Annotated in this window: 12 protein-coding genes; 10 read left to right on the top strand and 2 right to left on the bottom strand. The window is 60.4% G+C overall.

What is annotated here, in order from left to right; genetic code table 11:
• Positions 1-10: 10 nt before the first annotated feature.
• Entirely contained in the window at positions 11-1,474 is a 1,464-nt protein-coding gene (locus BPSY_RS09210) for a DUF349 domain-containing protein (protein ID WP_033495264.1), read from the bottom strand.
• A gap of 86 nt (positions 1,475-1,560) precedes the next feature.
• Between BPSY_RS09210 and hisS the strand changes: the two genes are divergently transcribed.
• The 3 genes from hisS to BPSY_RS09195 all read left to right on the top strand — a co-directional run bounded on the left by hisS (position 1,561) and on the right by BPSY_RS09195 (position 6,040).
• On the top strand, positions 1,561-2,979 hold the full coding sequence (gene hisS / locus BPSY_RS09205; RefSeq protein WP_033495266.1) for a histidine--tRNA ligase: 1,419 nt from the start codon (positions 1,561-1,563) through the stop codon (positions 2,977-2,979).
• A gap of 59 nt (positions 2,980-3,038) precedes the next feature.
• Positions 3,039-4,832 carry an aspartate--tRNA ligase gene (gene aspS, locus BPSY_RS09200; protein ID WP_033495268.1) on the top strand — a complete coding sequence of 598 codons (1,794 nt, stop codon included), beginning with the start codon at positions 3,039-3,041 and terminating at the stop codon, positions 4,830-4,832.
• A 215-nt stretch (positions 4,833-5,047) separates the two neighbouring features.
• Positions 5,048-6,040, top strand: coding sequence for a PPK2 family polyphosphate kinase (locus tag BPSY_RS09195; RefSeq protein ID WP_033495274.1), 993 nt, complete (start codon positions 5,048-5,050; stop codon positions 6,038-6,040).
• 63 nt (positions 6,041-6,103) lie between these two features.
• On the opposite strand, the gene BPSY_RS09190 is transcribed toward BPSY_RS09195, so the two are convergent.
• A complete protein-coding gene (locus tag BPSY_RS09190) occupies positions 6,104-7,954 on the bottom strand; it encodes a glycoside hydrolase family 13 protein (protein WP_033495276.1) in 1,851 nt (616 codons plus the stop codon).
• Between the two features lie 158 nt (positions 7,955-8,112).
• Between BPSY_RS09190 and BPSY_RS09185 the strand changes: the two genes are divergently transcribed.
• The 7 genes from BPSY_RS09185 to fruE all read left to right on the top strand — a co-directional run bounded on the left by BPSY_RS09185 (position 8,113) and on the right by fruE (position 19,054).
• The gene (locus tag BPSY_RS09185) at positions 8,113-9,207 is read left to right on the top strand and encodes a LacI family DNA-binding transcriptional regulator (protein ID WP_238556843.1); all 1,095 of its coding nucleotides are present in this window, start codon (positions 8,113-8,115) and stop codon (positions 9,205-9,207) included.
• A 277-nt stretch (positions 9,208-9,484) separates the two neighbouring features.
• Positions 9,485-12,019: a DEAD/DEAH box helicase gene (locus BPSY_RS09180; RefSeq protein WP_051921955.1), complete on the top strand. Its 2,535-nt coding sequence runs from the start codon at positions 9,485-9,487 to the stop codon at positions 12,017-12,019.
• Between the two features lie 176 nt (positions 12,020-12,195).
• On the top strand, positions 12,196-13,575 hold the full coding sequence (locus BPSY_RS09175; protein ID WP_033495278.1) for a replication-associated recombination protein A: 1,380 nt from the start codon (positions 12,196-12,198) through the stop codon (positions 13,573-13,575).
• 153 nt (positions 13,576-13,728) lie between these two features.
• On the top strand, positions 13,729-14,487 hold the full coding sequence (mtrA, locus tag BPSY_RS09170; protein WP_081884426.1) for an MtrAB system response regulator MtrA: 759 nt from the start codon (positions 13,729-13,731) through the stop codon (positions 14,485-14,487).
• 7 nt (positions 14,488-14,494) lie between these two features.
• Positions 14,495-16,195: an MtrAB system histidine kinase MtrB gene (gene mtrB / locus BPSY_RS09165; protein WP_051921889.1), complete on the top strand. Its 1,701-nt coding sequence runs from the start codon at positions 14,495-14,497 to the stop codon at positions 16,193-16,195.
• Positions 16,195-17,904, top strand: a complete 1,710-nt coding sequence (locus BPSY_RS09160) for an LpqB family beta-propeller domain-containing protein (RefSeq protein WP_051921888.1) — start codon at positions 16,195-16,197, stop codon at positions 17,902-17,904. The genes mtrB and BPSY_RS09160 overlap by 1 nt, the downstream gene beginning before the upstream one ends.
• 181 nt (positions 17,905-18,085) lie before the next feature.
• Positions 18,086-19,054, top strand: coding sequence for a fructose ABC transporter ATP-binding protein FruE (fruE, locus tag BPSY_RS09155; RefSeq protein ID WP_033495283.1), 969 nt, complete (start codon positions 18,086-18,088; stop codon positions 19,052-19,054).
• Positions 19,055-19,077: the final 23 nt, after the last annotated feature.

Here is a 19,077-nt window from a genome sequence, read left to right as displayed (position 1 = left end):
GAGACAGGGCCTACTTGATGACTTTGAGCCACTGCTCCTTGGCGGCTTTCTCAGCTTCCAAAGCCTTGCGCTTCTTGGCGTCACCTTCAGCGGCGATACGGGCGTCGAGTTCGGCGAGCTGGCTGGTCAACTGCACCTCGAAGCTCGATTTACGCGCATCGGCTTCAGGGTCGGACTGCTTCCAGGCAGCCTCCTCAACGCTTTTGATCTGCTTGTCGACCTTGTCAAGGCGGCTTTCGATGCGGTGGACATCCTCGCGGGGGACATAGCCGATGAGATCCCACTCCTCCTGGATCTGTGCAAGCGACTGGCGTGCCTGTTTCGCCGACTCCTCGTTCTTCACGGGGAGCAGGGCTTCGGCCTTGACCAGCAGCGCCTCCTTCTTGGCGAGGTTCTCCTTCTCGTTGCTTGAGGTCTCGTCGCGGTCGCTCTGACGCGCATTGAAGAAGGTGTCGGCGGCCTCTCTGAAGCGTGCCCACAGGGCATCATCCTCGTTGCGTCCGGCGCGACCCGCCTGCTTCCAACGATCCATCAGCGTATTGAACTGATGCGATGTTGCCGCCCATTCGGTTGAATTCTTGATGGCATCGGCCTCGGCGATGATCTCTTCCTTCAGCTGCTTGGCTTTGGACTGTTCCGCGTCGCGGTTCTGCGCCCACTTCCTGCGTGCCTGGTTGAATTCGGTGCGTGCCGAGGAGAAACGCTTCCACAGGGCGTCCGCATCCGTCTTGTCGATGCGGACGTTGGCGCGCTGATGCTGTTGCCACTGGTCGAAGAGCGAGCGGAACTTATCCGCGGTCGAGCGCCAGTTGGTGCTGTCTCCAAGCGACGCGGCGAGGTTCTCCGCCTTCTCCACGATGGCGGTGCGTTCCTTGATGGCCTTCTCCATCGCGGATCTGCGTGCCGCCGCCAGTTCCTGCTTCTTCTTATCGGCCTCGACCGTGATGGCTTCGAGCGCGGAGTTCAGAGCCGGGATGTCGCCCACGACCTGAGGCTCGGCGATCTCCTCATGCAGGCTTTTGATTGATTCGTCGATTTCGTGTGCCTTGATCTCCGAGCTTTTCAGGCGGGCTTCGAAGAGATCCAGCTTTGCCTTGAGGTCGAGGTAACGATGTGCGTACAGATCAAGGGCCTCGGTGCCTTCGGCATTCGGGAATTGCCCCACGATGCGTTCGGTGCCGTTCTCGTTGACGAAGACATTGCCTTGGTCATCGACCCTGCCGAAGGTCTTTGCGGCGTCCTCTTCGGCCTTCGAGTAGGCGCTCTGCTGCACGGGTGCTGCGATGGCCGGTGTTTTCTTGGCCAGGGCCGATGGCGAAGGAACATGGGGTTTGGGTGCATGCGCACCGGGTTGTGCTGCCTGTGCCGGGGCCGCCGGTGCAGGGCGCGTCTTTGTGCCTGCGTTATCAGGCGAAACGGTCTGCCCTTGAGCGGATTCGGTGTTCTCGGGTGTTGTGGCAGTCTCGTCGGCCATGGCCAGCTCCTTAGCTTGTGTGATAGAGGGGTCGCGCGACCACACCGTGTGATGTTTTTCCGCAACCTCACCTATTATATGGAATCGTGGCTAAAGGTGCATCATTATCAGGATTTCCAGAATGGCTCCCCTCCGAACGAGTGGTGGAGCAGCGCGTTATCGATACCGTTCGCAGGGTCTTTGAGCTGAACGGTTTCCTTGGAATCGAGACGCGAGCAGTCGAGCAGGGCTCCAGCCTGCTGAAAAAAGGGGAGACCAGCAAGGAGATCTATCTGCTGAGCCGTCTCCAGGAAGTCGGCTCGGAAAGCGACACGCCGGTGGAGGATCGGCTGGGTCTCCACTTCGATCTCACGGTTCCGCTGAGCAGGTATGTCGTTGAGCATTCGGGGGCGTTGACCTTCCCCTTCAAGCGTTGGCAGATCCAGAAGGTGTGGCGTGGTGAGCGTCCGCAGGAAGGGCGTTTTCGTGAATTCGTCCAGGCGGATATCGATGTGGTCGGTAACGGCGAGCTGCCCGAACACTACGAGGTCGAGCTCCCCTTGGTCATGGTTTCGGCGATGGAGGAGCTCCGTGCCTTCGGTATGCCGAAAGCGACCGTGCACGCCAATAACCGCAAACTGTCAGAGGGTTTTTATCGGGGACTTGGTCTGAGCGACGTCGAAGGCGTGCTGCGCGAGGTCGATAAACTCGACAAGATCGGCGCCGATGAAGTGGTCAAACTATTGGTGCAGGACTGCGGGGCGGACGAAGCCCAGGCGCGTGCCTGCCTGGCACTCGCGGCGCTGCGGGCCGAGAACGGCACGGCCTTGAGAGCCGGATTCGCCGAGTTGTGCGATCGCTATGGCATCGGGCACGAGAGCGAGGCATATGAACTCGCCGAGCAGGGGCTCTCCACGCTGGCCATGATCGTCGACGAGGCGGCCAAGATCAGACCGGGTGCGGTCATCGCCGATCTCAGCATCGCGCGGGGACTCGATTACTACACGGGATCGGTATACGAGACCTTCCTGGACGGTGCTTCGTCTCTGGGATCGGTGTGCTCGGGCGGCCGGTACGACAATCTGGCGACCCAGGGCAATAGACGGTATCCGGGTGTGGGCCTTTCCATCGGGCTGTCACGTCTGGTCTCGTATATGCTGCATACGGCGGGTGCCAAGGCGTCCAGGACATCGCCCGCGGCGGTTCTCGTCGCGGTCTGGGATGAAAGCACACGGCCTGTCAGCAATGCCATCGCGAGAAGTCTGCGTGGCAGGGGGATTGCGGCCGATGTGTCACCGAGTGCGGCGAAGCTTGGCAAACAGATTCGTTACGCCGATCATCTGGGCATCCCGTACGTCTGGTTCCCCGCGGACGCCTCCACTGCGGATGCGCAGGGGGACGGGTCCTCGGATGAGGTCAAGAACATCCTTACGGGGGAGCAGAAGAGGGCCGACCCGCTGTCGTGGATGCCGGATACCGTGTATGCCCAGCAAAGCGTGCAGATTGAGGACAAGGCGCAAGCCTGACATCGTGCATGAAGGAAGCTATCAGGAACAGCAAACCTTGCGAGTGAATAGAGGAATAGATGAGCCACTCGGCTTATAGAACGCATTACGCCACAGAGGTCAGCGAGGCCGAAATCGGCAACACCGTCACCGTTTCGGGATGGGTGGATCGTAGGCGCGATCATGGTGGCGTCGCCTTCATCGATTTGCGTGATATGACCGGACTCGTTCAGGTGGTGATTTATGACGAGGAGGTGGCCCGTCCTCTGCGCAGCGAGTATGTTGTGCAGGTCGAGGGAGAGGTCCGTGCCCGTCCGGAAGGCAACGAGAACACCCACCTTGCGACCGGGAAGATAGAAATCGTCGCCCAGAAGGTCACGATTCTGTCGAAATCCGATGCACTGCCTTTCCAGGTCTCCACGGCTCTGGAGAACGAATCCGAGAATAAGCTGCCCGGCGAGGATGTCCGCTTGCGCTACCGCTATCTGGATCTGCGCCGTCCCTCGATGCAGCGTTCGATTCGTCTGCGCGCCAAGATGTCGAAAGCCGCCAGAGCAGCCCTTGATGATATGGATTTCTGCGAGATCGAAACACCGACGCTGATCAAGTCGACACCGGAAGGTGCCCGTGACTTCCTGGTTCCCGCACGTCTGGTTCCCGGATCTTGGTACGCCCTCCCGCAGTCCCCCCAGCTGCTCAAGCAGTTGCTGATGGTGGGAGGCATCGAAAAGTACTATCAGATCGCCCGTTGCTACCGTGATGAGGATTTCCGCGCGGATCGCCAACCTGAATTCACCCAGCTCGACATCGAGATGAGCTATGCATCGCAGGATGACGTGATGGCGATGGCTGAGCAGGTCATCGCTTCGGTGTGGCAGTCGGCTGGTTATGAGGTCAAGTTGCCTCTGCCTCGCATCACCTGGCATGACGCGATGGATAAGTACGGCTCCGACAAGCCGGACCTCCGTTTCGGCAACGAGATCGTGGAGCTGACCGATTACTTCACCAACACCCCCTTCCGCGTCTTCCAGGCACCCTATGTGGGCGCCGTGGTGTATGAAGGTGGGGCATCCCTGCCGCGCAGGCAGTTCGATGCATGGCAGGAGTGGGCCAAGCAGCGTGGCGCCAAGGGTCTCGCCTATGTGCAGTTCACCGAGGACGGCGAGCTCAAAGGGCCTGTGGCCAAGAACCTTTCCGACGAGGAGCGCGAAGGCCTCAAGGCCGCGACCCATGCGAAGGATGGCGATGCCGTCTTCTTCGCGGCCGGATCGCGTGAATCCTCGCAGCTGCTGCTCGGTGCTGTGCGCGTGGAGATCGCGAGCAGGCAGGGGCTGCTAAAACCCGACGAATTCGCCCTGACCTGGGTCGTCGACTTCCCCTTGTTCAAGCCGACCGATGATCCCGATGACGATGATGTGGCCGTGGGCCACTCCAAGTGGACCTCGATGCACCACCCCTTCACGATGCCGAGTGCCGACTGGATCGAGCGTTTCGACCAGGATCCCGAGCATGCGATGAGTGATTCCTACGACATCGTCTGCAACGGTGAGGAGATGGGCGGCGGTTCCGTTCGTATCCACCGTGACGATATTCAGGATCGTGTGCTCAAGGTTCTTGGCATCGCCCCCGAAGAGGCCAAGGAGAAGTTCGGCTTCCTGCTCGAGGCCTTCAAATACGGTGCGCCCCCTCACGCCGGCATCGCTTTCGGTTGGGATAGGACCGCTCAGATACTCGCCGGTGTGGATTCCATCCGCGACGTCATCGCCTTCCCGAAGTCCGGCGGCGGTCAGGATGCGCTCACCGGTGCCCCGGCGCCGATTTCCGACGATCAGCGCAAGGAGACCGGAGTCGATTTCGATCCCGACGACGAGTAGGCGATAAGCAGACGACGAGCCGTGAAGGGTGGCGACGGATGCCCGTCGACTCCCGCATGATAATCGCCGTTGCGGTCTGAGCCGAGGGTCATGCAGGACGTCCGAGCCATATCATGGTTCGGACGTCCTCGTATTTCGGTGGCGGTTATCGTCATCATCACAGGATCGTGGACTAGCGTGGTGTGCGTGGGGCACTTCGAGGAGAGGATCTGAGGATGGGGAATTCCGAACAACATGGGGGACAGGGCGGACATGCCGAGGATCGTGCTCTGCGCAGGGCCCGCAAGGATGCGAAGGTGGCCGATACCGCGCATAGTGTGGAGCGTCGCCTGGAGGACGCGACACTCTCATCGAAGGCTTTGAGCGCAGTCTGGGATGAACCGCCGGCGGAACTGCTGCGTTTCCGCGAAGGCATGGATCTGACCTCGATTGCGCCGGCGTCGACACCGGGTTTCCCCGGCAGGAAGGCCGAGGGCAAACGCTTCATCGACATCAGCGCCGGTGAGATCATGCGTTTTCAGCATCTGCTGTATGCCAACGGATCGCGTGGTTCCCGGCGCAGAATACTGCTGATTCTCCAAGGGATGGATGCCTCCGGCAAAGGCGGTATCGTCCAGCATGTCTTCAGCCAGGTCAATCCGATGGGCATTCATTACCACGGCTTCGGGGCACCCACAGCCGAGGAGCGGCAGCATGACTTCCTGTTCAGGATACGCAGGGAGCTGCCGAAACCGGGCTGGATGGCGGTTTTCGACCGTTCGCAGTATGAGGATATCGTCATGCCGCGTATCTATGGCACCTATCCCGAAACGCTGTGGAGATCCAGATACCGGACGATCAACGATTTCGAAGGCAGGCTCACCGATGACGGCTGCACGATCCTGAAGGTCTTTCTGGTGACCAGCAAGGATGCGCAGAAGCGGAGATTCCTGAAACGGCTGGACGATCCGAGTAAGCATTGGAAATTCGATGAAAGCGATCTGGATGCCCGTGCGCGATGGGATGACTATATGCAGGCTTGGCAGGAGGTGTTCGAACGCACCTCGACGCCCAGCGCGCCCTGGTATCTGATTCCTGCCGATAAACGGTGGTATTCGAGGGCCGTGGTCTCCGAGCTCTTGCGTACCACGATGCAGGATATGGATATGCGATGGCCTGAGGCGAATATGGATATGGATGCCGCGCGTCGTCGCCTGGAACATGAATGATCCGGCGCGCCACCTGCCCAAGGAGGTGAGGCGCCGGATCAATCTCGCTGAGTATGCCGAAGATTACCGCAACTGCATCCAGACCGACGTGTCCCTGGGGAGCAGACCGTTATGCAGGGGCGCCGAGGACAGTATGACGTCCCCCTCGGGCAGCTCGATATCGGCATCGCCGAAGTTGGTGATATTCGCCCAGCCGTTCGCGCGCCTGTAGGCTATGACGCCTCCGCGCTGGCCATCGGCTCCGTCGCGCGTCTGCGATGCCCTGTCGAATCCTTCCAACCAAGTGAGCGAGGTATCGCTGGTCTGCCTGGCATGCCTGAGTCCAAGCGCCTTCCTATACAGGGAGAGCGTGGAATCCTCGTCGGCTTCCTCGGCATCCACCGCGAAATCGGCGAACCAGTCCGGCTGTGGAAGATGCGGCTGTGCGCTGGGTGTGGTCCCGTCGCTGCGCTTCTTCGGAGAGAAGCCGAAGGTGCCTCCACCCTCGATCTCATCGGCATGGCCGAATCGGGAGAGCGTGATCTTCTTGGCGGAGTCGTCAAGAACGGGGGCGTCCGAGGAGACCCAGGGCAGGGGCACGCGGCACCCATCGCGTCCCTTCACCAGGGCGCTTCTGGCGGTGCCGTAGGCTTCGGGGTCCTCCAATGCGTCCCAGGGGATGTCCGGGACCTCGAAAAGCCCGAGCTCCTCGCCCTGGTAGATGTATGAGGATCCGGGAAGGGCCAGCTCCAGGAGGATCGCGGCCCTGGCGCGCCTTGTTCCCACCTCGCGGTCCTCGATGTAGTTGCCGCCGTTGCGCAGGAGCCAGTCGGTGGAGATGCAGTGATGCTGCCCGTTGAAGCCGGGAACCTGCGGCAGCCCGTATCGTGAGGCGTTGCGTGGCACATCATGGTTGCTCATCACCCAGGTCGAGGTCGATCCGGAGCGCTGTGCCTGCTCGATGCCCTCCTCTATGGCGGTGTGCAGCTCGTCACGGATCCAGTTCTTCTTGGCGAATTCGAAATTGAAAACCTGTCCGAGTTCGTCAGGGCTGGAATACAGGTACTGCCTCGCCGGGTTCACCCATGCCTCGGCGACGGCGAAGCGGGGCGGCTCATACTCGTTGAAGACCTTGCGCCATTCCTTGTAGATCTCATGCACCTCGTCACGGTCGTAGACGGGGTGGCTGCCGTCGGTGGGCAGCTCGTGAACGGCGTTGACGTCCCAATCGTCGAGGTCGTCGCGATCGAGGTCCTTCGCCAGTCCGTGCGCCACATCGATGCGGAAGCCGTCCGCGCCGTGATCGCTCCAGAATCGCAGCGTGGTGAGGAAATCCTCGCGGACCTCCGGGTTCTTCCAATTGAAGTCAGGCTGCTCCTTGGCGAACATGTGCAGATACCATTGGCCGTCCGAGACCCGCGTCCATGCCGGTGAGCCGAAGTTGCTGGTCCATGTCGTAGGGGGCAGCTCGCCGTGCTCGCCTTTGCCGTCACGGAAGATGTAACGCTCGCGTGCGGGTGAACCGGGTTCCGCCTCCAGCGCCTCCTGGAACCAGGGGTGCTGATCTGACGAGTGGTTCGGAACGATGTCCACCACGACCTTGAAGCCGTTGTCATGGGCCGTGCGGGAGAGCTCGTCGAAGTCCGCCATGCTGCCGAGCTTGGGGTCCACATCGCGATAATCAGCGACGTCGTAGCCGCCGTCGGCGAGTTCGGAGGGGTAGAAGGGGGAGAGCCAGATCGCGTCGACGCCCAGACGCTTCAGATAGTCGATCTTGCTGGTGATGCCCGCTATATCACCCAGACCCGAGCCTGTGGTGTCTTTGAATGAACGCGGATACACCTGGTAGACCACGGCCTGCTTCCACCATTGGTCCGAGATAATCGCCGGAGCACCGCCTGCTGCCGTGTCATTGCGTTTGAAGGCTGATTCCATCACACTCTCCTCGTTGAATGTAGGTGTTCGTTCCCCATCGTGGATGGGGTTGCTATAGCACTCAAGAAAATAATAGCGCTTGCACAAATAAAATCAACATGGTGTGTTGTATATTGAAAACACTGGAAATATGTATGTAAATGCGCTTGTATAATTCCATGTCGGGTAAGGTGAATGCATATCAGTGCATCATCCGGGCAGGAGGGGGAGCCGTGGGACGTTTGACCATCCACGATGTCGCGATTGAGGCCGGGGTCTCCGACTCCACCGTTTCGCGAGCATTGCGGGGCTTGGACCGCGTGAACCCGCACACCCGTGCCCGTATTGAGGATGCCGCAGAACGGCTGCACTTCACCTTCTCCAGAAACGCCTCATCGCTGGCATCCGGGCGCACCATGCGCGTGACCCTGCTCTTTGCGGGGGGGATCAACACCTGGTTCAACTCCTGCGCCATGCAGGGCGCATATGAGGTTCTGGCACCTGAGGGGTACGACATCGTGCCCTTGATCACACCGGACCAGGCCGAGCAGGATCGCTACTTCGAGATGCTTCCGGGGAACAGGAACACCGATGCGATAATCGTGACCTCCTTCGATCTCGATAAACAGAAGCTCGAACTCCTCGGCGGCTTGACCATGCCGACGATCGGGCTCGATTCGCGCAGCGATGACGGCTATGACGCGTCGGTGCGTCTCGATGAGAACAGTGCGATGCTCGATGCCGTGCGTCTCCTGCGTTCCCTGGGCCACCATCGGCTGGGATACGTCGAGCAGCCGTCCTCGCATGAATTCAAATTCAGTTCAAAACTCAGATCGCAATCCTTCATCGCATCCGCTCGGACATGCGATTACGGACAGGAGGATCTTGAGGTCTTCGGTGGGGGGCATGACAGCATGCCCAGGTCCTTCGACGATGCGGTTTCCTCGGTGGTGGCCACCCTGCTCTCCGATTCCCGGCGCCCCACGGCCCTGTGTGTGGAGACCGATGATTTCGCGGTCGCGCTGATCGCCAGGTTGCGCCACTTCGGCATCCGCGTGCCCGAGGATATGACCGTCATCGGCTTTGACGACAGTCGCATCGCCCCGGTCGCGGATCTGACGACGATCCATCAGGACCCGGTTGAGATGGCGCGGCTTGCGGCGCGACAGGCCGTGAAACTGATGAAGCATGAAACGATGGATCGGCGTCATATTCTGGTGGGGACCTCGATGATTCTGCGCGGAACCTCCGCTCCCGCGCCGAGCGAAGGGTGATGGCCGGACGAGCAGGGTGGTGCGGCAGACGGGATACACTGCTACGTGAGGATGCTTCCAGTACGCGCGGTATGCGGCAGGCCGGATATCGACGCAATGCGGCATATCCGTCATGCCTCACGCATGGCCGTATGGGAGCTGTGTTCGGGCGGGCGTGCCTGCATCCGGACGCGTGTTGCATATATGAGTCTCTATCCAAGGAACGGGGTCTGCCGAGTTGATGGGCAATGACAATGACGAATCACAGCAGGACGGACAAGACCTCTCCCTGACCGGCATGCTTCCGGAACGTGGGAGCGGTGCCCGGAACCTGGGTGCCGATGATATCTTCGAGCGTTTTTTCTCATGGGTCGAATCCAGGGGCATCACGCCGTGGCCCCATCAGGAGGAGGCCCTGATGAGCCTGCTCGCGGGCGATCACGTCGTGCTCAGCACGCCAACGGGCTCGGGCAAGTCCATGGTTGCATTGGGTATGCATTTCGCGGCCTTGTGCACAGGGAGACGTTCCTATTACACGGCACCGATCAAGGCCTTGGTCAGCGAGAAGTTCTTTGATCTGGTGAAGGTCTTCGGCAAGGAGAACGTGGGGATGATCACCGGTGACACCCACATCAACACCGATGCCCCCGTGATATGCTGCACGGCCGAGATTCTTGCGAACCAGGCCCTGCGTGAAGGTGAGTCCGCGAATATCGGCTGCGTCGCCATGGATGAATTCCACTATTACGGCGATCCCGAGCGGGGTTGGGCGTGGCAGGTGCCGCTGCTGACACTGCATCATACGCAGTTTCTGCTGATGTCGGCGACCTTGGGCGATGTGAGTTCAATCGCCGCGTCGCTGGAACACAGCACGGGCAGTGATGTCGATGTGATCGCCGATGCACCACGTCCCGTTCCTCTGAGCTACGAATATGTGGAAAGCGGATTGCCCGCGACCGTGGAGCTGCTGATACGGCATGAGGACACCCCGATCTACATCGTGCACTTCGCACAGGATGCCGCCTTGGAAACGGCGCAGGCGCTGTCGAACAGCGGCATATCCGACAAACGGCAACGCGAACGGATCAAGGAGGCGATGGCGGGCACCCGCTTTACGACGGCTTTCGGACGGATACTGCAACGTTTGCTGCGCACGGGAGTGGGCGTTCATCATGCCGGCATGCTGCCGAGGTACCGACGTCTGGTCGAACATCTCGCCCAGCAGGGCCTGCTGCCGGTGATCTGCGGTACGGACACCCTGGGTGTCGGCATCAATGTGCCCATACATACCGTGTTGCTCACCGGACTGACCAAGTATGACGGCAGAAGGATGCGCAGACTCAAATCCCGTGAGTTCCACCAGATCGCCGGGCGTGCGGGTCGTATGGGCTTCGACACCCAGGGCCTGGTCGTCGCGCAGGCCCCTGAATACGAAATCGAGAACGCGAGGGCCGTGGCCAAAGCGGGAAATGATCCGAAGAAGCTCAAACGCGTCAAACGCAAGAAGGCTCCGGAGGGTTTCGTCACATGGAGCGCATCCACCTTTGACCGGCTTATCGAGGCCGAGCCCGAAACCTTGGTGCCCCACCTCAACATCACCCACTCGATGGTGCTCAACGAGGTGGAGCAGGGAGGTGATGCCCGCGCCCGCATCGACGAATTGATCGAGGACTCCCGGCAGACGCCGGCACAGAAGGAGCATCTGCACGAGCGTGCCGATGAGATATTCACCACCCTGCTGGATGGTGAGGTCATTGACGCCGAGCGCCTGCGCGATGGGTCGATGGATTATTTCATGAATATGGATATCCCCGACGATTTCGCCCTCGACCAGCCCCTTTCCCCATTCCTGCTCGCCGCGTTGGAACTGCTTGATGAGCAATCGCCGACCTATGCCCTTGACGTCATCTCCATGGTCGAATCCACGCTGGATGATCCCCGTCAGGTGCTGCGGGCGCAGGAGAGGCAGGCCAAGGACGCAGCGATCGCGGATATGAAGGCGGATGGCATCGAATACGAGGAGCGCATGGAGCGTCTTGCCGATATCACCTATCCCAAGCCGCTCGAAGATGTGCTTGATGCCGCGTTCACGCAATACAGGGCGGATGTGCCGTGGGCGAATGACTATTGGCTCAGTCCGAAGTCGGTTGTGCGGGACATGGTGGAAAGCGCTTCGGACTTCACCGGTTATATCGCGCGATACGGCATCTCGCGCTCCGAGGGCACCCTCCTGCGATACCTCTCCGATGCCTATAGGGCCTTGAGCCGGACCGTTCCTCAGGATAAGCGGGATGAGCAGCTCGAAGACATCATCTCCTGGCTGCGGCTGCTTGTCCGTTCGGTCGATTCCAGTCTTGTGGACGAGTGGGAGTCTTCGGGCGGTGACGGCGAGGACGAGGCGGATGCCATGCATGCCGCTCCGCCGAAGAGCCGGCAGCAGGTGGTTCAGGATCGACGTGGCATGGAGGTGCTGATCCGCAATGCGATGTTCCGCAGGGTCCAGCTGGTCGCCTTCGACAGGCCGTCACAACTCGGCGATCTGGATGGGGATTGGGGGTATCCCGTGCATCGTTGGGAGGAGGCCCTCGATGACCTCTATGAGGAGCATGAATCGATCGGGACGGATTCGGCCGCCCGTTCCAAGGACTTCATCACCATCGACCAGTCCCATGAGCGGGACGAGCACAGTTGGTTCGTGCGGCAGATATTCGATGATGCCGAGGGCGACCATGACTGGGGTATCGCCGCGACTGTCGATCTGGACGCCACCCAGGAAAGTGGCGAAGTGATGTTCCACGACTACCGTGTCGGCCCCATAGAGGATCTGGCCTGAAGCCCACGGTGTTCGGATATCGTTCCCCTTTCGGGCTTTGCTATAATTCGAACAGATGTTCTAATATGCGGATGCCGAATGGTGCGGGCCTTGGGCGAAGGCGTGTGCCGTTCGTAGGAAGGTGCGCAAAGGTCTGGTGTGCATGGCTAAGGTGTGCAGGGACAACAGGAGGATTCATGGCTGATGATTTATTTGGCGCCGCCGATACGCCGGAGGAGCATACGCTGCCTTTGGCGGTCCGCATGCGTCCGGCATCTCTTGAGGAAGTGCTGGGTCAGGCGAAGGTCCTGGTCCCGGGCTCCCCGTTGCGCCGCCTCGCATCCCAGTCCTCGCGGCGTTCATTGACGGCGCCGAGTTCGGTGATTCTCTTCGGTCCTCCTGGAGTGGGGAAGACGACGCTGGCGTACATCATCGCCAAACAGTCGGGGCGCGTGTTCGAAGAACTGTCGGCCGTCACATCCGGGGTCAAGGATCTTCGTGACGTCCTGCGGCGTGCGCATGATCGACTGGTCACCGAAGGCAAGGAAACGGTGCTGTTCATCGACGAGGTGCACCGCTTTTCCAAATCGCAGCAGGATGCGTTGCTCCCCAGCGTCGAGAACCGCGATGTCACCTTCATCGCGGCCACCACGGAGAATCCCAGTTTTTCCGTGATCTCGCCCTTGTTGTCGCGTTCCGTTGTGGTCAAACTCGAAGTCCTGGATGATGACGATGTCCATGCGCTGCTGGAGCGCGCGCTGCACGACACCCGAGGCCTGGCGGACGAGGTCAAGGCCGACGACAAGGCCATCGATGAGATCACTCGCCTAGCCGGGGGCGACGCCCGCAAATCGCTGACGATACTTGAGGCCGCCGCCGGTGCCGTGACCGGCGATACCGCCAGGAAGAAGGGCGCTCGCAGGCCGATCATCACCACGGATGTCGTTTCGAGTGTGATGGATATCGCCACGGTCCGTTACGACAAGCAGGGTGACGACCACTATGACGTCGCCAGCGCCTTCATCAAATCCATGCGTGGATCGGATGTGGATGCCTCGCTGCACTATCTCGCCAGGATGCTCAGGGCCGGTGAGGATCCGCGGTTTATCGCACGACGCATCATCATCGCCTCGGCCGAGGAGGTGGGGATGGCTGCACCGCAGATTCTGCAGACAACGGTCGCCGCGGCGCAGGCCGTGGCTCTCGTCGGTATGCCCGAGGCGAGGATCATCCTCTCGGAGGCCGTGATCGCGGTGGCGACGGCACCCAAATCGAATGCCAGCTATATGGCCATCAACGAGGCTTTGGCTGATGTGGATGCCGGGCGCATAGGACAGGTGCCGCTTCATCTGCGTAACGCGCCAACGGCCTTGATGAAATCGTGGGGCAACCATGACGGTTATCAGTATGCCCACGACGCTCCGGGGGCTGTGGCATCCCAGCAATACATGCCCGATGAGCTCGTTGGTCGGCAATACTATGATCCGAACGACCGGGGATATGAGCATGAGATCGGTCCGAGGCTTGAACGCATCCGTGGGATACTCCACAACCCGCCCGAGAAGCATCAGGAATAGCGCGGCCGAACGACGCATCACGGGGACCCCTGCGGCAGGAGACCTCCACCGCATCAGCATCTTCGCCAACACATGATGTTCGCGCTCACACAACAGGCGCATACCGGGATATGATGGGTAGCGCATAACCTGGAAATGCTCCTGTCGGCAACGATGCCGTTGGCTGGTAGGACGCTCAATCTGCAGGGGGAGAGAGCGGTGGCGATACACAAGACCGTGATGATTGTTGACGATGACAAAGCCTTGGCGGAGATGCTGTCGATCGTGCTCGAAGCGGAGGACTTCGAAGCGGTGATCTGCCTCGACGGCGTGCGCGCCGTCGAGATGTTCCCCATCGTCCAACCGGCGATCGTGCTTCTGGATGTCATGCTTCCGGGCTTGAACGGTGTTGAGGTGGCCCGGTTGCTACGAGAACATTCGGATGTGCCGATTGTGATGTTGACCGCGAAATCGGATACCCAGGACGTGGTGCTTGGCCTGGAGGCAGGTGCGGACGACTATATCGCGAAGCCCTTCAAGGCCGCGGAGCTGATAGCCCGCATCCGCGCGAGGCTGCGCTCCGTCGCCGTCCCGGCAGAAGGCGATGGCAGCATCCTGCCGGACAGGATCGTCAAGGGTGGCGTCAGTCTGAGCCGCAGTGAGCATGTGGCGATGAAATTCGGCAAACAGCTCGCATTGACTCCGGTCGAGTTCGATCTGCTGTATACCCTTGCACTGTTCGCGGGCGAGGCCCTGCGCAGGGATCAGCTCTTGCGCAAGGTCTGGGGATACGAGCACGCGGGTGATACCCGATTGGTCAATGTGCATGTGCAGCGGCTGCGCCAGAAAATCGAGGACGATCCCGAATTCCCATCAATCGTGCAGACGGTTCGTGGCATCGGATACAAGTTCGTGCCTCCGAAAATGATGTGAGCCGGTGATGAATCAGACATCGGGACATCGTATCGTCGCCTGGATGAAATCCCTGGGTCATCCACGATCGTGGGGGCGGCGCAGGATATATACTTCGCTCCAGGCCCGTGCGGTCTCGTTGGCCGTGCTGCTGGCCTTGATCTTCGGTGTGGTGTTCTCGTTGGCGTCATTGCTTTCGATCAGGAATTCGCTGCAGGATCAGGTCTCCGCCCAGGCGCAAAGGGATTTCAGCAATCAGGTGGCCCGCGTGCAGGAAGGCCTGGATGCCGCGCAGATGGAGGATCAGCAGCAGTACCAGAGCCTGATCACCAATCTGGCCTCCTCCTTCCAGAACGACGGTGCGGTGAATCTGGTCGGGGTCTTCATGTGGGGGAGCGGCAGAACGGCCAACAGCGTTCTGGTGCCGGTCTCGACGGATCCCACGGTGGCTTCGCTGATCAGCGAGTCCATGCGCAGTGCCGTCAGTGGGGGATCGTGCGGGGGCGTCTGCTATCAGCCGATCAACCTCAAGTCGCAGACGCATGACCGCGCCCCGGGCGCGGTGCTGGGAACGGTGCTGAACTTTTCCGCTTTGGGTGATCTTGAGCTCTTCGCCGTGTACTCATACGCATCACAGCAACAATCCGTCATGCAGATCCAGCTCAGCATGCTCATCGTCATCATTGTGCTGTGTCTGCTGCTGGGCATCGTGGTCTGGTGCGTGATGCGTTCGGTCATACGGCCGGTCGAGCGTGTGGCCGTTGCGGCCGAGTCGGTCGCGCTCGGTCAGCTGAATGCCCGTGTCGATGTCAACCGGCATGACGAGATAGGCATTCTGCAGCGTTCCTTCAATGAAATGGCCTCATCCCTTGATGAGAAGATCGAGGAACTTGAGAAGGTCGGAACATTCCAGCGCCGCTTCGTCTCGGATGTCAGTCATGAGCTCCGCACACCCGTCACCACCATCCGCATGGCCTCCGATCTGCTCGAATCAAGAAAATCCTCCTTCGAGGGAAGTACGGCGCGCACCGTCGAGCTGCTTTCCGGACAAATCAATCGTTTCGAGAAGATGCTCGCCGATCTGTTGGAGATCTCCCGCTACGACGCCGGATACGCGGCGGTCGACCTGGTGGAAGGCGATCTGCGTGAGACGGTGAACAGCGCGGTCATCCAGGTCGGGCAGATCGCCGAGGCCAAGGGGGTCCCCATCGCCGTCCTCCTTCCGCAGGATCCCGTCATATCGTCATTCGATTCCAGACGCATCACCCGCATCATCCGTAATCTGCTGATCAATGGCATCGACTTCGCCGAAGGCAAGCCCATCGAAGTGCATATGGCGTGCAACCGGCAGGCAGTGGCGATCGCCGTCCGGGATCACGGTACGGGTATGGCGCCGGAACAGCTGGCCCACGTCTTCGATCGTTTCTGGCGGGCCGACGCGTCGCGTGCGAGGACCACGGGAGGTTCCGGTCTCGGACTGGCGATAGCGATGAGCGACGCACGACTGCATGGTGGCGGCATCGAACTTCGTTCGGCCCCGGATCTGGGCACCTGCTTCCTGGTGACGCTGCCCCGCGACGGTCTGCATGAGGTCCCGGCATCCGCGCAGCCGTTGCGATTCCGTGGTGACGAGGAGCTCGATCCCGTCGACGCATCCGGGGCGGGCATATATGCAGGAAGGTCCGTCGCACAGGCGGATCGGAAGGATGATGACAGGGGGGATGTGTGATGGACCGTACCCGAATCCGCAAGGCCGCGACCTTTCTGGCCGCCTCAGGCCTGCTGCTGCTGTCGGGGTGCTCCAATCCCCTCGGACTGGTCGATTCGGGCCGGGTCGAAGGCCTCGAACAGTTCCAGGAGGAGACCCGCAGGGTATACACCAATCCGAATGGCCCGGCTCAGGATGACGAGGCCGAGGACATCGTCACCGGCTTCATGAATGCGATGCCTGCCGGGGTCCAGAATGATGGTTTCACGGTAGCCCGTCAATTCCTGACCGCGGAGGCGTCACGGCAGTGGGATCCGGATGAGGGCACCGTGGTGTTCTCGGACAGCCCCGAGATCATCCGTAAAGCCGATGTTCTGGGTGAGCGGCGGGATGAGAAGGAAATCACGATGCAGCTGCGCCTCAAAACCACCGGGGCCCTGGATGGGCATGGGATTTACACCCCTGCCCAAAGCGGGTCGGAGGTCAAGCTGGAAATCATGATGGAGAAAGTCGATGGTCAATGGCGCATCTCCCGTGCGCCGAATGGCGTGCAGATCGCATTGAGCGATTTCGAGCAGGTCTTCAGACAAGTCTCGCTGTTCCAACTGGCCTCGTCGCGTACGACGCTGATTCCCGATATCCGTTGGTTCGCATGGCGTTCGTGGCGTGCCCTGGCCGTAAAGGAGCTGCTGGATGGCCCGGCGGGATGGCTGGTGCCTGCAGCCGTCTCAATCAACGAGCTTGGCGTGGAGCTGCTGGATGACTCGCTTCTGGATAATGCGACGGATGTCGAGGTGCACCTTTCGTCGAGTCTCGACCTGATGACGCCGGAAGACCGGGAGATGTTGATCCACCAGATACGGCTGACACTTGGCGATGGCAGTCCTCCCGATGACATTCGAATCTATTCGGGCAGCGGTGCCGATTATTCGGGTGACGGATCGGAAAGCGGATTGATGGTCACCCAGGTCTCAAAACGTGTATATTCCTACAGCGCCGGGGCCGTGGTGTCATTGAGTTCGGCTGATCTGCTGCGCGTCGGGGAGAGCTCGCCAGGCAAAGGGGCATCAGGCCTGGTGTTCACCGAAGGCGGTGGGGCGCTATTGAAGGAGGACGGCAGTGTGGAATGCCTGTCCGCATCGGTCAGGAGCTGCGGGACGATGTTCGCGGGCCGTGTCGTGCATCGGATCGCGGCAGGTCAGGATGGTGAGATCTGGGCCGTCACCCGGGGAGGTGACAAGCTTCTGGTGCATCATGGGCAGAAGGAGTATGAGCTGTCCATCAGCTGGTTGGGGAGCAGCAGGATCGAAGCCGTCGCGGTATCCGATGAAGGTTCACGCATGGCCTTGATCCTGCTTGATGAGGCGGGGAAGAGCAGGGTCGTGCTCACGGGAATCGAAAGGGATGAAAGCCTGCGTCCTCTGGCCTTGGCCGAGCGCTCGACACTTGTCGCGGCGCGTCCGGGCGTCTCCGCCCTGGTCTTTTACAACGACACGACCCTGGTGTACGCATTGGCGGACGGTGAAGGGTACCAGCAGCTGGTTCCGGGGCCGGAGTCGACGCAGAACCTTCCCGATCACACCGTCGCCCTGGCTTCGGGAAAGATCGACGAGGCGCAGAGCCTGGTGGCGCTCGATTCCTCAGGCATCGTGCGCAACACCGTGGGAAGTCTCAAAGGCATATGGATGTTCAAGGACTCCCAGGTCGAGGCTTTGGCAAGCGGGGACTGAAGATGGGGGCGTGCCATCACGGAGCTGATGTGCCATCGTTACCGTTTTGTTATCAAGCGTTACCGAATTGTTATTGCCGGGCGTTGGGAATATGGGTGATTTCCAACATAATGACATCAGATGGCTTCCAATGGCTATCTGTGACGGCGAAGGAACGCCGTGGAACTCAAGGAGGAGTTTTATGAAGATTTCATGGAAGAAGGGTATCGCTCTGGTGGCGGCGTCCGCCACACTGTTCGGCATGGCGGCTTGTGGAAGCTCCAGCAGCTCGGATGGTGACGATGCCAAGAAGACCGTCGGCTTTGTGGCGGTCGGCCCTGAGGGAGGCTTCCGTACCGCGAATGAGAATGATGTGCAGGATGCATTCAAAACCGCAGGTTTTGATCTGATCTATTCCCCGACACAGAACAGCGACCAGCAGAAGCAGATCCAGGCATTCAACAAGTTCGTCAACGATGAGGTGGATGCCATCGTCCTGTCCGCGACCGAGGCCACAGGCTGGGAGGATTCCCTGAAAAAGGCCAAGGAAGCCGAGATCCCGGTTGTGCTGCTTGATCGTGGCATCGAGCCGAATGACACGGATCTCTATGCGGCGCACATCGGCCCTTCCAATACCTGGGCCGGAGAGCAGGCTGCAGAGTTCGTGAACGAGCAGTTCCCCGACGGTGCCAACGGCTTCGTCTTGGAGGGGCCGGCAGGTCTTTCCGTGGTCAATGACCGCCGCTCGGGCTGGGAAAGCAAGCTGGATTCCAAGCAGAAGGTCCTGGAGAGCCAGTCAGCGAACTGGTCCACGGATGAAGCGAAAACGGTTACAGCGGGATTGCTGGACAAGCATAAGTCCCAGAACGTCCAGTTCATCTTCGCTCAGAATGACGAAATGGGCCTGGGCGCGGCACAGGCGGTTGATGCGGCCGGGCTCAAGGGCAAGGTGAAGATCATCACCATCGATGGCACGAAGCCCGCACTCCAGGCCCTCATCGATGGCGACCTGTCACTGGTCATCGAGTACAACCCGATCTTCGGCGAGGTTGCCGCCCAGACGGTGAGCGACATCCTGGATGGCAAGACCGTCGACAAGGACATCGTTGTCGAGTCGAAGGTCTTCACGGCCGAGGAGGCCGCGAAGGTCATCGATTCCCGTCCGTACTAAAGATATCCACCGAGTCTGCAGCG

The organism is Bifidobacterium psychraerophilum (assembly GCF_000741705.1).
Lineage (GTDB): Bacteria > Actinomycetota > Actinomycetes > Actinomycetales > Bifidobacteriaceae > Bombiscardovia > Bombiscardovia psychraerophila.
The sequence above is the reverse complement of the archived record's forward strand: the minus strand, read 5'-3'. Positions and strand labels throughout refer to the sequence as shown.

Bases quoted from the DNA above. Each gene is read 5' to 3' on its own strand.
- BPSY_RS09180 (WP_051921955.1), top strand. From the start codon at position 9,485: ATGCTTCCGGAACGTGGGAGCGGTGCCCGGAACCTGGGTGCCGATGAT.
- BPSY_RS09195 (WP_033495274.1), top strand. From the start codon at position 5,048: ATGGGGAATTCCGAACAACATGGGGGACAGGGCGGACATGCCGAGGAT.
- BPSY_RS09210 (WP_033495264.1), bottom strand. From the start codon at position 1,474: ATGGCCGACGAGACTGCCACAACACCCGAGAACACCGAATCCGCTCAA.
- mtrB (WP_051921889.1), top strand. From the start codon at position 14,495: ATGAATCAGACATCGGGACATCGTATCGTCGCCTGGATGAAATCCCTG.
- BPSY_RS09185 (WP_238556843.1), top strand. From the start codon at position 8,113: ATGTCGGGTAAGGTGAATGCATATCAGTGCATCATCCGGGCAGGAGGG.
- BPSY_RS09190 (WP_033495276.1), bottom strand. From the start codon at position 7,954: ATGGAATCAGCCTTCAAACGCAATGACACGGCAGCAGGCGGTGCTCCG.
- fruE (WP_033495283.1), top strand. From the start codon at position 18,086: ATGAAGATTTCATGGAAGAAGGGTATCGCTCTGGTGGCGGCGTCCGCC.
- aspS (WP_033495268.1), top strand. From the start codon at position 3,039: ATGAGCCACTCGGCTTATAGAACGCATTACGCCACAGAGGTCAGCGAG.
- BPSY_RS09175 (WP_033495278.1), top strand. From the start codon at position 12,196: ATGGCTGATGATTTATTTGGCGCCGCCGATACGCCGGAGGAGCATACG.
- mtrA (WP_081884426.1), top strand. From the start codon at position 13,729: ATGCCGTTGGCTGGTAGGACGCTCAATCTGCAGGGGGAGAGAGCGGTG.
- BPSY_RS09160 (WP_051921888.1), top strand. From the start codon at position 16,195: ATGGACCGTACCCGAATCCGCAAGGCCGCGACCTTTCTGGCCGCCTCA.